This is a genomic window from Streptomyces tuirus (assembly GCF_014701095.1).
GTDB classification, from domain to species: Bacteria; Actinomycetota; Actinomycetes; order Streptomycetales; family Streptomycetaceae; genus Streptomyces; species Streptomyces tuirus.
This window is the reverse complement of sequence record NZ_AP023439.1, coordinates 7,340,765-7,353,074: the sequence shown is the minus strand read 5'-3', so window position 1 is coordinate 7,353,074 and position 12,310 is coordinate 7,340,765. Positions and strand designations below refer to the sequence as shown.

Here is a 12,310-nt window from a genome sequence, read left to right as displayed (position 1 = left end):
GGGCCGGTGCGCAGGCCAGGGGCAGTGCGACCCGGGCCGACGGGGACCGGTGCGGGACGCCAGGGGCAGGTGCGACCCGGGCCGACGGGGACCGGTGCGGCAGGCCAGGGGCGGGTGCGACCCGGGCGACGGGACCGGTGCGGCACGCCAGGGGCGGGTGTGCGCTGCCCACGCCGGGGTGTGTTGCCCCCCTGGGCAGCGCCTGAGGCGTCTCCGGTCAGCCGCGCGGCAGCCGGCGCGCCGTGAGTGCGAGGCTGATCTCCACCACGTCGTGCGGGCGGGCCAGGGAACGGCCGATGAGCTGCTCGCAGCGGCGCAGGCGGTTGAGGACGGTGTTGCGGTGGCAGTACAGCCGTTCACTGGCGCGCTGGGCGGAACCCTCACAGGCGAACCAGGCGACCAGGGTGTCCAGCAGTACGTCACGGTCGGCCGGTTCCAGGCGGAGCAGGGGTCCGAGCACCCGCTCGGTGAGGCTCGCGCCGAGCTCCGGGCAGGAGACGACCAGCGCCTCGGGGAGATGTTCGGTGAGCCGGACCGTGCCGCCTTCCGGTGGGCAGATGCTCAGAGCCAGGTCGGCCAGGCGCCGGGCGTCGCCGACGGCGGCGAGTCCCGTCACGGCGCTGCCGACGCCGACCCGGCGCCCGGCCGGGGCGTCGGCGGTCAGGTCCAGGGCCGCGAGGGGATCCCGGCCGGCCGTCCCGTCGCCCTCGTCGCCGATGAGGACGATGCCGTGGTCGACCTCCACTCCCGAGTGGAGGTACGCGCTCCCGCCGGGCGGGAGATCATGCGGCAGACCGCCGGCGATGGCGACGACGACGTACCGGCCGTGCTCGGGCAGGCACAGCCCCTCGGCGGTCTCGGGCAGGTCCGCTATCCGGCTCGTGCCGTCCAGGAGGGCCGCCGCCAGCAGCCGCACCCGGTTCTCGCGCCGCCAGGCGAGCTGCCGCTCGGCCTGACGGTAGGCGTCCGCCACGAGCGTGCAGTGCTCGTCGACGAAGTTCCACACGTCCGTGGCCACGTGCACGAGGAGCCGGATGTCCTCGGGCGACGAGCGGGTGGTCTCCTCGACCAGCCGCTGCCACACCAGGGACCCGCCCAGCCGGAACGCGTGCAGCAGGGCGTCCAGCGGCAGCCCCTGCGCGGCGCGGTCGGCGCCGATCCGCCAGGTGCAGCGGTGGGCGGCCTCACGGCTGCCGCGCGGGTCGAGCAGCGAGGTCACGCTGTGCCGCAGCGAGCGGTGCACCTCCTGCCAGGTGGCGGCGTGGTCGTTCTCCAGCGCGGTCCGGTACGCCGGTTCCTGCTCGCGCAGGACCGCCAGCAGCCGGTCGGTCAGGTCCGGCAGGTCGTCCAGCAGGACGCGGGCGGCCCGGTGCAGGACGCGCAGCGCGTCGGCGTCGATCAGCGACCGGATCCGTCGTGACCGCGGCTGCGGCACGGGTGTCCGGCCGGTGCGGAACGTCGTACGTGTGCGTGCGGCAGGATGCATGGCGGTCCTCCCCCGACTTCGGCCTTCCGGCGGCCCCCGACGCCGTCCGGGCGCGGCGGCGTCCGGCGGGTGCGCAGCCCGTACGGCCGTCGTCACCCGTGTGGTGCTGCTTCGAAGGATGACATACCGTCCGGTCGGTCCCCAGGGTCGTGCGGCGTCTTCTCGATACGGCCACCAAGATTTTCGAGGGATCAGCGCTGCTCTTGGCGCTGGTCTTGGCGCTGCTCCTGGTCGACCATGCGGGCCAGTTCGATGCGGGAGCGGACGCCGAGGGCGGCGAAGACGTTGCGCAGGTGGTAGTCGACTGTGCGGGTGCTGACGGCCAGCCGCTGGGCCACCTCCCGGTTGGTGGCGCCCTCGGCCACATGACGTGCGATGCGCAGTTGCTGCGGCGTCAGCCCCGACAGCCCCACGGCCGGCTCCTTCCCGGACGCGGCTCCGTTGGCGCGCAGTTCGCCCCGGGTCTGGTCGGCCCAGGCTCCGGCGCCGCAGCGGTCGAAGCCGACCAGGGCGGCTCCGAGCCGGCCGCGCGCCTCCCGCAGCCTGCGGCGACGCCTCAGCCACCGGCCGTACAGCAGCTCGGTGCGGGCCCGCTCGAAGTCGCCGCCGGACTCGTCGTGCAGGGCGAGCGCCCGCAGGTAGAGGTCATCGGCTTCACGGTCGTCGGCGGCGAGGAGGGCCCGGCAGCGGGCGTGCTGGGCCGGCGCGTGCGGATCGGCGCCGAAGGAGGCCCATCGGGCGAGGTCGCCGACGACGTCCGTTGCGTCCTCCGGCTGTCCGGCCAGCACCGCGGCCTCCACGAAGCAGGGCACGGCGAGCATCCAGACGGCGAAGTGACCGCGCCGGGGGCCGGGACCGACGAGGGGTCCGAGCCGGTCGGCGGCGTCCAGGGGACGGCCACGGGCCAGGTCGGCGCGGGCGATGGCCCACTCGGCCAGGGTCGCGGCCTGGGCCAGGCCGTGGCGACGGGCGGTGGCCAGGGCGGCCGAGGCGTACCCGGCGACCGCGGCGGTGTCGCCCTCGATCGAGGCGGCGAGGGCGAGCATCGCGTGGTGGCTCGCCGCGGTGTTGCGGTGACCGGCCAGGAGCGCCGCGCGCACGCCCTCCTCGGCGTGGGCGCGCGCCTGCGCATGACGGCCTGCGCGCAGTTCGCCGTAGGCCAGGTACTCCAGGGCGCGTGCTTCGAGCGCGGCGCACTCCGTGGTCCGGGCGGCCGCGAGGGCGCGGGCCCCGGCGGTGCGGGCGGCGTGGACGTCCCCGAGCAGCAGGGCCGCGGCCGCTGCGCGCAGCAGCCGCTCCGGGCGGTCGTCACGGCGGGCCCGCTCCAGCACGCGCCGCAGCGGCCCGGCGGCGTGCTCCGGCCGCCGGGCCAGCAGGGCACGCATACCGTCGCGGTAGTCCCGGAAGAAGGGGTCACGGACCCAGCCGGCCGGCCTGAGGCCGGGGGCGGGCTGTACCGGTTGCGCGGCCTCTGCGGGCGGAAGGGCGAGGTTCGTGACGCCGGGCGATGGCGGGGCGCCGGGGCCTCGCGGGGCACCGGGCAGCAGTGAATCGCCAGGGCCCAGCGCGACACCCGGCAACGGCGGACCGTCCAGGTCACGGCCGACGTTGGACGGCAGTGGCGCTTCCGTGCCTCGCGGAGCACCGGGCGACGGTGGAGCGCCAGGGCCCACCGCAGCACCCGGCGACGGTGGACCATCGGCCACTCGCCTGACGTCGGACGGCCGCGGGGCTCCCGTGCCTCGCCGAGCACCAGGCGACACTGGAGCGCCAGGGCCCACCGCAGCACCCGGCGACGACGGACCGTCCGGGACCCGCCCGACGCCGGACGGCGTCCGGGCTCCTGTGCCTCGCCGAGCACCAGGCGACACTGGAGCGCCAGGGCCGCCCGCGGCACCCGGCGACGGCGGACCGTCCGGGACCCGCCCGACGCCGGACGGCGTCCGGGCTCCCGTGCCTCGCCGAGCACCAGGCACCGGTGGGTCCTCCGTGCCGTGCGGCGTCGACGCGGCACCGTCCTCGCCGGTTGCCGAAGCGCCGCCCCCGACGGCCGTCGATGCTCCCCCCGAGACGGCGAGGAGCGTGGCTGCGCCGCGGCCCTCCGCCGGCCCCGACACGTCCGTGTCGTCGAGGGTGGTCAGACAGGCCAGGACGTCGCCGGCCGCCCAGGCGGCGTCCGCCGCGCCGAGGTGTGCGGCCTCGGCGGTCTCCGGGGCGTCGGCTGCCAGCAGGGACGCGGCCAGCAGCAGGGTCGCACGCGCGTCGCCGACGGGCCCGTCGAACAGCTGGCGCCTGCCGCGCTCGAGTTCGGCACGGCCGCGGTCCTCGGCGGCCGATCGGGCGGCGTCGTGGCCGTTCCGGCTCCCTGCACGGGGAGCCGTTCGCGCTCTGCTGCTGTCTCCCGTCATCCCACGGAGGCTACTTGCGCGTAGCAATGACCGGAAGGCTTACGTCCGCACGCTCCGGTGCGCAAACCCGCTGCTCCACCTGCGCGTTGACCGGGCTCGACCGGTGGACGAACTGTGCGGCGTCCCAACGGACGGCCGCTCAGGCAGTGCCCGGGCACGGCACCGGCGGCGGACGCCTCGCGCGCGTCCGCCGCCGGTCCTCCGCTGCCCCGCCCCGTGGACCCAGGGCGCGCGGGCGGGTCAGGAACCGTGCGGGCAGTTGCCCCGGTACTCCTCGATGGTCAGGCTCGGCCGGGGCAGCGGGCACAGGAACTGCTCGTAGCGGGTGTCGTTGTCGATGAACCGCTTGAGCCAGGAAACGCTGTACTTCGCGATCGTCGTGTCCGACGAGTTGGGCGTGAAGTGGGTCGCCGAGTTCAGCTCCAGGTAGCCCCTGTCCAGCGAGGAGGGCAGGCTCGAGTAGAACGGTTCGGCGTGGGAGGCGACCGGGGCGATGGTGTCGCCGTCGGCGCCGAAGATCAGGGTCGGGGTCGTGACCTCGGGCCAGGTCTTGTCGAGGTTCCACGGGGTCAGCGGGATCGCCGCCTGAAGGGCCGGACGCGACTTGGCGGCCTCCAGGCTGCCGCCACCGCCCATCGAGTGCCCCATGACGCCGAGGCGGCTCGCGTCGACGCGGGAGCGGACCGAGCTGCGGTCGGTCAGGTAGTCGAGGGCGGCGAGCAACTGGCGGCCCCGTGAGTCGGGCTGGTCGAGGGTGGTGAGGGTGTCGATCGTGAACACCACGAAGCCCTGGGAGGCCAACCGCGGTCCGAGCCAGGCGATGGACGACTCGTAGGCGGTGTAGCCGGGCGAGATGGCCACGGCGCCGAAGGTGCCGTCGCTGGTGGACGTCGGGTAGTAGATCGTGCCGCCGCCGAATCCGGTGACGGACACCGAGGAGACGGACGTCTGCGACACGGCGTACGGACCGCGCAGAGCCTCGATGCTGGACGTGGTGGGGGCCGGGCCGCGCTCGTAGGGGTTGTCCGCGGCGTGCGCCCCCGGGCCGGCCAGGGGACCCAGGCCGACGGCGAGGGCGAGGGCGGCGGTGGCTCCGGCCAGTCGTCCGGCCCGGCGCCCGCGGGTGCGGGTGGGTGAGGGGGTGTGGGGAATGAGGTGCACGACGAGTCGTCCTCTCTGTCGTGGCGATCGGCCGTTCCACGGGCACGCGGGACCTGGGGCGTCTGCCGCGTGCCCGTGGTCGGGCACCGCCGTTGGGCTGGCCGTGCCACTGTCGGGGACCTGCCGCCGCGCGCGGACCGGCAATGTCACCGGTCTTGGACCGCCCCCCTCAGGCGTGCGCGTCCTTCGCGTAGCCGCCCCAGCCGGACGACGGTGAGGAGGGTGCACGGATTCGGCGGCTTCTGCTCCTCCTCGCAGGCCACGGAGGAGGCGACCACCATCGGACGGGAGCGCAGGACCGACGACGCCCTGACCAGGGACGTCGACACCTTCGTCGCCGAGAGGCCGGGCCGGGCTGGATCTGCGCAGCCAAGTGGCCTTCACCGACGGGCAGTTGACCGGCTCGTTTGACTGCTCGGCGTCGGCGGGGGCTTCCTCGCCGTCCCCGCCCTGGTCACCGTGCCGGCGTACGAGACGCAGGCCGCCGTAGGCACCAGCCTGCTCATCGTCTCGGCGAACTCGCTCGCCTCCCTGACCACCCGTGACGCGACACCGCCGGCATCGACTGGGCGGTCACCGGCCCCCTTCACCGGCGCGGCGACCCTCGGCGCATGAGACGGCAAACGCCCGGCCGCCAAGGCCACCGGCGGTCTGCCGCAACGCTCCTACGCGATGCCCCCTGGCCGTCGCCGCCGTCACACTCGCCGATGCCCTCACCGGACGGTCCGCTCCGGCGCACAGCGACACGGCGGTACGGCTCACGCCGGAGAACCGGCGCACAGCGACACGGCAGTACGGCTCACGCCCGACATCCAGCGCCCAGCGACACGCCAACACGGCTCACGCCAGAGAAAGGAACAGCTTCTCCAGACGCGCACGCATCTGCTCCCGGTCACCGGAGGCGGCCATGTCCGCATCGGTCAGGCAGTGCTGCAGACCCGTGGCGATGATCGCGAAGCCCGCCTTGTCCAGGGCCCGGGACGCCGCCGCGAGCTGCGTGACCACGTCCTCGCAGTCCCGCCCCTCCTCGATCATCTTGACGACACCGGCGATCTGCCCCTGCGCCCGGCGCAGCCGGTTGACCACGGTCTTCAGTTCCTCAGCCGCCATCGCCAGTTCCACAGCCCACACTCCCTCGCGAGATACCCCTACGGGTATGCTACCGAAGGGGTAACGGCACCGAGCAAAGGAAAGCCCCCGTGACACCCACCATCGCCCTCACGGCCGACCAGGCCCACGCCCGCCTCCACGAACTGACCGTCATTGACGTCCGCACCCCCGGCGAATACGCCTCCGGCCATCTGCCCGGCGCTCACAACATCCCGCTCGACCACCTGGACGCCGCCGTGTCCTCGCTGAGCGCCGCTGCCGAGCGCGGGCAACTCCTCGTCGTGTGCGCCTCGGGCGCCCGCTCGGCCACCGCCTGCGAGCGCCTGGCCGACCGGGGGATCGACGCCGCCACGCTCACCGGCGGCACCACCGCCTGGGCCCGGCTCGGCCATGACACCCACCGCCCCGCCGGCTCCCGCTCCCCCTGGGCCATGGACCGCCAGGTCCGCCTCGCCGCCGGATCCCTCGTGCTCACCGGCCTGCTCGCCGGACGGCGCTGGAGCGCGGCGCGCGTGCTGTCCGCGGGCGTCGCCGGCGGCCTGGTCTTCTCCGCCGTGACCAACACGTGCGGCATGGCCAAGATGCTCGCCCGGCTCCCCTACAACCGGCCCGACGCCACCGACCTGGACGCCACCCTCGCCGCGCTGAAGGGCTGACTCCACCAGGTCCACGGAACGGCGGGTCCTCCGCCGCGAGGGGCCGGTCGGTTCCCCTGCCGTGCGGCGTGGTGGCAGGGGAACCGTCGCGGCTCGCCGCCGCTACCGGTCGACGGCGAGCGATCCGGCGTGGGCGCAGGGTCTCTTCACCCGTGGCGCGCGGCGGACGTCAGTCCACGATCACCCCGGCACGCACCGCCCGGGCCCGCCCGGCGAGTTCGCCGCCGAAGTTGCCCTCGACCTCCGCCTTCTCGGCCGCGTTCGGATACGGGTTCGTGCACGAAGTGCCCGCGCTGGAGCCGGACATCAGACTTGAGCACGGTCCGGGCTTGCGATCCGGCAGGCCCAGGATGTGCCCGAGTTCGTGCGCGGAGATGCGGATCGTGTTGTAGCCCTGGTCGACGGCCTGGCGCCCGATGTACACGGTGCCGTTGCCCAGGGTGGTGGGCAGGGCCCGGGGCCAGCCGTTGTCCGCGAGAACCCGGATGTTCGCCCGCTGGCCGGTGGCGACCGGCCGCAGCTCGACGGCGTCGACGCTCTCGTTCCAGATCGCCGCGCCCCGGTCGACGGCACTCCTGAACTCGGCGGACCCGCTGGCGTCGTAGGTCACGACACGGGCGGCCAGAGGCATGTCGGCCGTTGAGGGGACGGCGGCCGCGGCCTGACCACCCGTCAGGGACACGGACACCAGACAGGCAGCGGCGAGACCGCCGGTCAGCATTCGGACGTGCATGATCGACCTCCTTGTGGGGGAAGGGCAGTCGTGCTCATGACATTCCTTAGCCCATTGCCCGGCCGGGTCGTCCCCGAATCCTCAGGCGGCGGCCGCCACCGAGACGCCGATCGCGATGAACAACCAGCCGGTGGTCAGCTCCCAGCGCCTGCGGATCCTCGGCCTGGCGAGCAGGGCTCCCAGTCGCGCGGCGACCACGACGAGGGCGAACCAGTAGGCGACGCCGATGAGGATGTCCAGCATGCCCAGGAAGAAGATCTGCTGCGCGATCGGCCGGTCCCCGTCGACGAACTGCGGAAGGACGCTGAGGAAGAACAGGGCGGCCTTCGGGTTGAGCACGTTGGTGAGCAACCCCTGAGTGAAACAGCTTGCAAGACGCCCCTCGGCGGGCCCGCCCTGCTCCAGGGCGTCGGATCTGGCCTCGTCGGCGTGGTGCCGTGTGCGGGCGGTCCGGCGAGCGGCACGTACCGCCCGCACACCGAGATACACGAGGTAGGCCGCCCCCATCAGTCGGATCCCGTCGTACACCGCGGGTGAGCGAGCGGCGATCACCGAGAGGCCGGCCGCGGCGGCCAGCATGTGCACACACAGCCCGGTCTGGGCGCCCAGTGCCGCGGCTCTGCCCTTCGATGGATCCTCGGCAGCCGCTCTGACCACCACGAGGAAGTCCGGGCCCGGCACCACATACGCCACCAGCACAACGCCGAGGAAACCGAGCAGGTCGACCGTCATCCGCCCTCCACTTCTGCGCGCACCCCGAACCCGCCTGCGGCCGGGCCCCGTTGACACGCCTGTGTGCACCGGCGCCGAGTACCCCGTTGCGGGCCGCCCGGACAACCCGGCCGCCGGAGAGCCAGGCGGGGAGCGAAGCCAGGCGGGGACCGGAGCCAGTGACGCGTGGGCTCACCGGCGTTGACGCTGTCGTGCGTCCGAGGTCGGCGGCGGGACGGCCCTGGCCGACGACGGTGGGCACGAGCCGCGGCGGGCGCGGGTCCTGGTCCGCCGCGCGCCTCTCGGCGCCCACCGGGCACGGGGGCAAGGCGCGGCAGCCCGGAGAGCGTCGCGAACAGGGCGTGGCCGCGCGGCAGTCGGCGCGTTCGCGACCGGACTAGTGGGGGTGGTTGACGGGCGGGAGTGCCGCGGAGGCCGAGGGGTGGCCGTGTGCGGCCTGAAGGACCTTGGCGGCGCCGCGTACGGCCGCGGTGTGCGGGGCCGGGACGATGCGCAGCGGCGCCTTGAGGCGGGCCGTGAGGGGGTGGGTGATGTCCGGGCGCAGGGCTCCCCCGCCGGCCAGGAGGAGGCCGCGCCGCAGGGCTCCGGCGGTGAGCGAGGTGCGGTCCTGGCGGCGGATCGCCGTCAGCATCGCGACCACCGCCTCGACGAGTTGCTCGGGTGTGGTCGTCTCGTCGAGGTCGCTGGTGCCCACGGCCGTGCGGTGCGCGTCGGTGACGGCGCCGTCGCACAGCAGGACCACTTCGGTGAGGCGGGCGCCGATGTCCACCACCAGCAGCGGCCGGGACAGGTCCGCGTCGGCGGCCAGGGCGATGCTCCGGGCACTGGGCACGGTGAGGACGCTGCGCGGCCGAAGCACCTCGACGGCGGCGCGGGCCCGGGTGCGGTAGGCGACGCCGTCCAGGACCGGAGTGGTGACGATGACCATGGGGCGGGTGAAGCGGGGCAACCGGTGGCCGAGCAGACGCTCCAGCATCCGGGCACACCCCGGAGTGTCGACGATGGTCCCGCGCTGGACCGGGTGGATCGCGCCGGTGCCGGGGAAGGTGACGGTGGGCACGTCGACGACCGTGCCCTTGCCGGCGAGCCAGACGCGGGTGCGGGCGCTGCCCATGTCCAGGGCGATGCCGCAGCAGCGCCGGCACAGGGGCCAGGGCCGGTGACGGGAGGCGTGACCGGACAGGCCGTGGGCGTCGGTCATGGCTGTGCCTCCTTGACCTGCTGGCAGCGGGCGCAGTAGCGGGCCTGCGGCACGATCATGAGCCGTTCCCTCTCGACCGGGTGCCGGCACAGGTGGCAGGTGCCGTAGGAGCCCTCGTTCATGCGGGTGAGGGCTGCTTCGACGTCGGTGAGGACCATGCGGGCGGAGGCGGCGAGTTTGACGCGGACCTCGATCTGCGCGGCGGCCCGCTGCCGGATCCGGTCCTCGGCCCGGGAGGTGACCGGTCCGGCGAGCAGGCGCAGTTGCTCCTGGCGGAACAGCCGCTGCTCGTGGAGGTTCTCGCGCAGCGCCGCGAGGTCCTCGGCCGACAGGTGCGTCGTGCTCTCGTCGATGATCCGGTGGTTCACCACGTCACCCCTTTGCGGCAGGGCGTAGGAGGGCGGTAAGGGAGGGTCAGGCCGTGCGGCGCTGGCAGGCGACGCAGTGGCGGGTGTACGGCAGGATCTCGAGGCGCTCCGCGGGAACGGGCTTGGCGCAGCCCACGCAGATTCCGTAGCTGCCGTCGTCGATGCGGGCGAAGGCTTCCTCGATCTCTTTGAGAACGCGTTCCATCGCCGCCTTCTGCGCGGACAGCAGGTGGTCGTCCGTGCTGCGCTCGGTCTCGTCGAGGGCACGCAGCTGGGCCAGCCGGGAGGTGCGGGCGTGTTCCAGGCGCCGGCGGGCCTCGTCGGAGTGAGATTCGGCCCGGGTGACATCGAGCGACATGGTCGGTCCCTTTCTCGGCGGCGTACAACGGGTCCGCGTTCCCGGCGACGTACAAAGGGTCCGCGTTGCCGGCGGGTGCGCGGTGGCGCGGGTCGGTCATGCGCGGCGGGCGGCCCGGCGGCGTTGCCGGGCCGCCCGTCCGCTGTCGGGTGGTCGTGTGTTCTCCACCCTGGCCGGGTGCGCGGCGGATACCCATCGGGCGCGGGCCCCATTTCCACCGGGTCGGGGGACCCATGCGGCCGCGCCATGGGTGCGGCGTGCCCGCCGAAATGGGGGCCAGGTCCCATGGACGGGAGGCGCGGTGGGGGGACAGGGTGACCGCAGGCTTGCTCACGTGCCCGGGCCGCGAACGCGGCGGGCTCCGCGATGGCCGACAGTGGAGGTGAGACCGAGCTTGTAGAAGGGGAGGCACAGGGACGGTGTCCTTGTTCTGGCGGATCTTCGCCCTCAACGCCGTGGTGCTGGGCATGGCCACGGCCCTGCTGCTGTGGGCTCCGGTGACCGTCTCCGTGCCGGTGCTGCTGACCGAGGCGGTCATCCTGGTCGGCGGTCTGGCCGTCATGCTCGTCGCGAACGCCGCGCTGCTGCGCCTCGGTCTGGCCCCGCTGGACCGGCTCACGAAGCTGATGACCACCGTGGACCTGCTGCGTCCCGGCCAGCGTCTGCCCGCTTCCGGTGGGGGTGGTGTCGCCGAGGTGATCCGCACGTTCAACGCCATGCTGGAGCGGCTGGAGCAGGAACGGGTCGCCAGCAGCGCCCGGGCCCTGCTGGCCCAGGAGGCGGAACGCCGGCGCATCGCCCAGGAACTGCACGACGAGGTCGGGCAGAGCATGACCGCGATCCTGCTGGGGCTCAAGCGCTCCGCGGACGACGCGCCGGAGCCGCTGCGCGAGGAGCTGCAGGAGTTGCAGGAGATCACCCGGGAGAGCCTGGACGAGGTCCGTCGTCTGGTGCGCCGGCTGCGGCCCGGTGTGCTGGACGATCTGGGCCTGGTGAGCGCTCTGACCTCGCTCGCCGAGGACTTCGCCACGCACACCAGGCTGTTGGTCACGCGCCGCTTCGACGCCGACCTGCCCGCTCTGGCGCCGGAGACGGAGCTGGTCCTCTACCGCGTCGCCCAGGAGTCGCTGACCAACGTCGCCCGCCACGCGGACGCCGGGCGGGTCACCGTCGCCCTGCGCCGCGACGGTGACAGCGTGGTGCTGACGGTGACCGACGACGGCAGCGGGATCGGGGCACCCCGCGAAGGCGCCGGCATCCGCGGCATGCGCGAGCGGGCCCTGCTCGTCGAAGGCAGCCTGGAGATCACCCCGGCACCCCACGCCGGCACCCGCGTCCAGCTCACCGCGCCCGTCGCAAGGAAGCAGCCCTGACCATGTCCGACACGACCACGCCCGCCCCGACGCCGTCGAGCACGATCCGCATCCTGCTCGCCGACGACCACGCACTGGTCCGACGCGGCGTGCGGCTCATCCTCGACCAGCAACCGGACCTCGAAGTGGTCGCCGAGGCCGGTGACGGGGCCGAGGCCATCGAGCTGGCCCGCACCAGCGAGGTCGACCTGGCCGTGCTCGACATCGCCATGCCGCGCCTGACCGGACTCCAGGCAGCCCGCGAACTGGCCGCTCTCAAGCCGGGGCTGAGGATCCTGATGCTCACCATGCACGACAACGAGCAGTACCTCTTCCAGGCCCTGAAGGCCGGCGCGAGCGGGTACGTGCTGAAGTCCGTGGCCGACCGGGACCTGGTCGCCGCCTGCCGGGCCGCGATGCGCGACGAGCCCTTCCTCTACCCCGGCGCGGTCACCGCCCTGATCCGCAACTACCTCGACCGGGCCCGCCACGGGGACGAGACGCCCGATCAGATCGTCACCCCCCGCGAGGAGGAGGTTCTCAAGCTGGTCGCCGAGGGCCACTCGTCCAAGGAGATCGCGGACCTGCTGTTCATCAGCATCAAGACCGTCCAGCGGCACCGCGCCAACCTGCTGCAGAAGCTCGGCCTGCGCGACCGCCTTGACCTGACCCGCTACGCCATCCGCGCCGGTCTGATCGAGCCCTGACCCGGAGGCGGGCCCGGTCCGCACACCACGACGAGAGA

11 protein-coding genes and 1 pseudogene are annotated in these 12,310 nt (G+C 73.9%); 3 read left to right on the top strand and 9 right to left on the bottom strand.

What is annotated here, in order from left to right; translation table 11 throughout:
* Window positions 1–217: 217 nt before the first annotated feature.
* The 4 genes and pseudogenes from IGS69_RS33445 to IGS69_RS33430 form a co-directional block, all read right to left on the bottom strand.
* A complete protein-coding gene (locus IGS69_RS33445; protein WP_190904184.1) occupies window positions 218–1,486 on the bottom strand; it encodes a PucR family transcriptional regulator in 1,269 nt (422 codons plus the stop codon).
* 191 nt (window positions 1,487–1,677) lie between these two features.
* Window positions 1,678–2,886 (bottom strand): annotated as a pseudogene (locus IGS69_RS35285) (helix-turn-helix transcriptional regulator); the annotation flags it as partial.
* Between the two features lie 1,248 nt (window positions 2,887–4,134).
* Complete coding sequence (gene bdeA / locus IGS69_RS33435; protein WP_190904182.1) at window positions 4,135–5,055, bottom strand: bis(hydroxyethyl) terephthalate hydrolase; 921 nt, start codon at window positions 5,053–5,055, stop codon at window positions 4,135–4,137.
* 840 nt (window positions 5,056–5,895) lie between these two features.
* Complete coding sequence (locus IGS69_RS33430) at window positions 5,896–6,177, bottom strand: metal-sensitive transcriptional regulator (protein WP_190904181.1); 282 nt, start codon at window positions 6,175–6,177, stop codon at window positions 5,896–5,898.
* Window positions 6,178–6,254: 77 nt separating this feature from the next.
* Here IGS69_RS33430 and IGS69_RS33425 point away from each other — a divergent pair, with 77 nt between their 5' ends.
* On the top strand, window positions 6,255–6,821 hold the full coding sequence (locus IGS69_RS33425) for a rhodanese-like domain-containing protein (protein ID WP_190904180.1): 567 nt from the start codon (window positions 6,255–6,257) through the stop codon (window positions 6,819–6,821).
* A gap of 169 nt (window positions 6,822–6,990) precedes the next feature.
* Here IGS69_RS33425 and IGS69_RS33420 read toward each other — a convergent pair whose 3' ends face one another.
* From IGS69_RS33420 to IGS69_RS33400, 5 genes are all read right to left on the bottom strand, one after another.
* The gene (locus tag IGS69_RS33420; protein ID WP_190904179.1) at window positions 6,991–7,554 is read right to left on the bottom strand and encodes a snapalysin family zinc-dependent metalloprotease; all 564 of its coding nucleotides are present in this window, start codon (window positions 7,552–7,554) and stop codon (window positions 6,991–6,993) included.
* Between the two features lie 81 nt (window positions 7,555–7,635).
* Entirely contained in the window at window positions 7,636–8,286 is a 651-nt protein-coding gene (locus IGS69_RS33415; RefSeq protein ID WP_190904178.1) for a LysE family translocator, read from the bottom strand.
* A gap of 376 nt (window positions 8,287–8,662) precedes the next feature.
* On the bottom strand, window positions 8,663–9,487 hold the full coding sequence (locus IGS69_RS33410; protein WP_190904177.1) for a rod shape-determining protein: 825 nt from the start codon (window positions 9,485–9,487) through the stop codon (window positions 8,663–8,665).
* Window positions 9,484–9,858 carry a TraR/DksA family transcriptional regulator gene (locus tag IGS69_RS33405; RefSeq protein ID WP_190904176.1) on the bottom strand — a complete coding sequence of 125 codons (375 nt, stop codon included), beginning with the start codon at window positions 9,856–9,858 and terminating at the stop codon, window positions 9,484–9,486. Before IGS69_RS33405 ends, IGS69_RS33410 begins: the two co-directional genes overlap by 4 nt.
* 43 nt (window positions 9,859–9,901) lie before the next feature.
* The gene (locus tag IGS69_RS33400) at window positions 9,902–10,213 is read right to left on the bottom strand and encodes a TraR/DksA family transcriptional regulator (protein WP_190904175.1); all 312 of its coding nucleotides are present in this window, start codon (window positions 10,211–10,213) and stop codon (window positions 9,902–9,904) included.
* A 419-nt stretch (window positions 10,214–10,632) separates the two neighbouring features.
* On the opposite strand from IGS69_RS33400, the gene IGS69_RS33395 reads away from it, so the two are divergent.
* Both IGS69_RS33395 and IGS69_RS33390 read left to right on the top strand, forming a co-directional pair.
* Window positions 10,633–11,586: a sensor histidine kinase gene (locus IGS69_RS33395; protein ID WP_190904174.1), complete on the top strand. Its 954-nt coding sequence runs from the start codon at window positions 10,633–10,635 to the stop codon at window positions 11,584–11,586.
* Between the two features lie 2 nt (window positions 11,587–11,588).
* Window positions 11,589–12,272, top strand: a complete 684-nt coding sequence (locus IGS69_RS33390; RefSeq protein WP_190904173.1) for a response regulator — start codon at window positions 11,589–11,591, stop codon at window positions 12,270–12,272.
* Window positions 12,273–12,310: the final 38 nt, after the last annotated feature.

Excerpts from the sequence above, each read along its gene's own strand:
- IGS69_RS33445 (WP_190904184.1), bottom strand. The coding sequence starts at position 1,486 with ATGCATCCTGCCGCACGCACACGTACGACGTTCCGCACCGGCCGGACA.
- IGS69_RS33420 (WP_190904179.1), bottom strand. The coding sequence starts at position 7,554 with ATGCACGTCCGAATGCTGACCGGCGGTCTCGCCGCTGCCTGTCTGGTG.
- IGS69_RS33415 (WP_190904178.1), bottom strand. The coding sequence starts at position 8,286 with ATGACGGTCGACCTGCTCGGTTTCCTCGGCGTTGTGCTGGTGGCGTAT.
- IGS69_RS33410 (WP_190904177.1), bottom strand. The coding sequence starts at position 9,487 with ATGACCGACGCCCACGGCCTGTCCGGTCACGCCTCCCGTCACCGGCCC.
- IGS69_RS33400 (WP_190904175.1), bottom strand. The coding sequence starts at position 10,213 with ATGTCGCTCGATGTCACCCGGGCCGAATCTCACTCCGACGAGGCCCGC.
- IGS69_RS33390 (WP_190904173.1), top strand. The coding sequence starts at position 11,589 with ATGTCCGACACGACCACGCCCGCCCCGACGCCGTCGAGCACGATCCGC.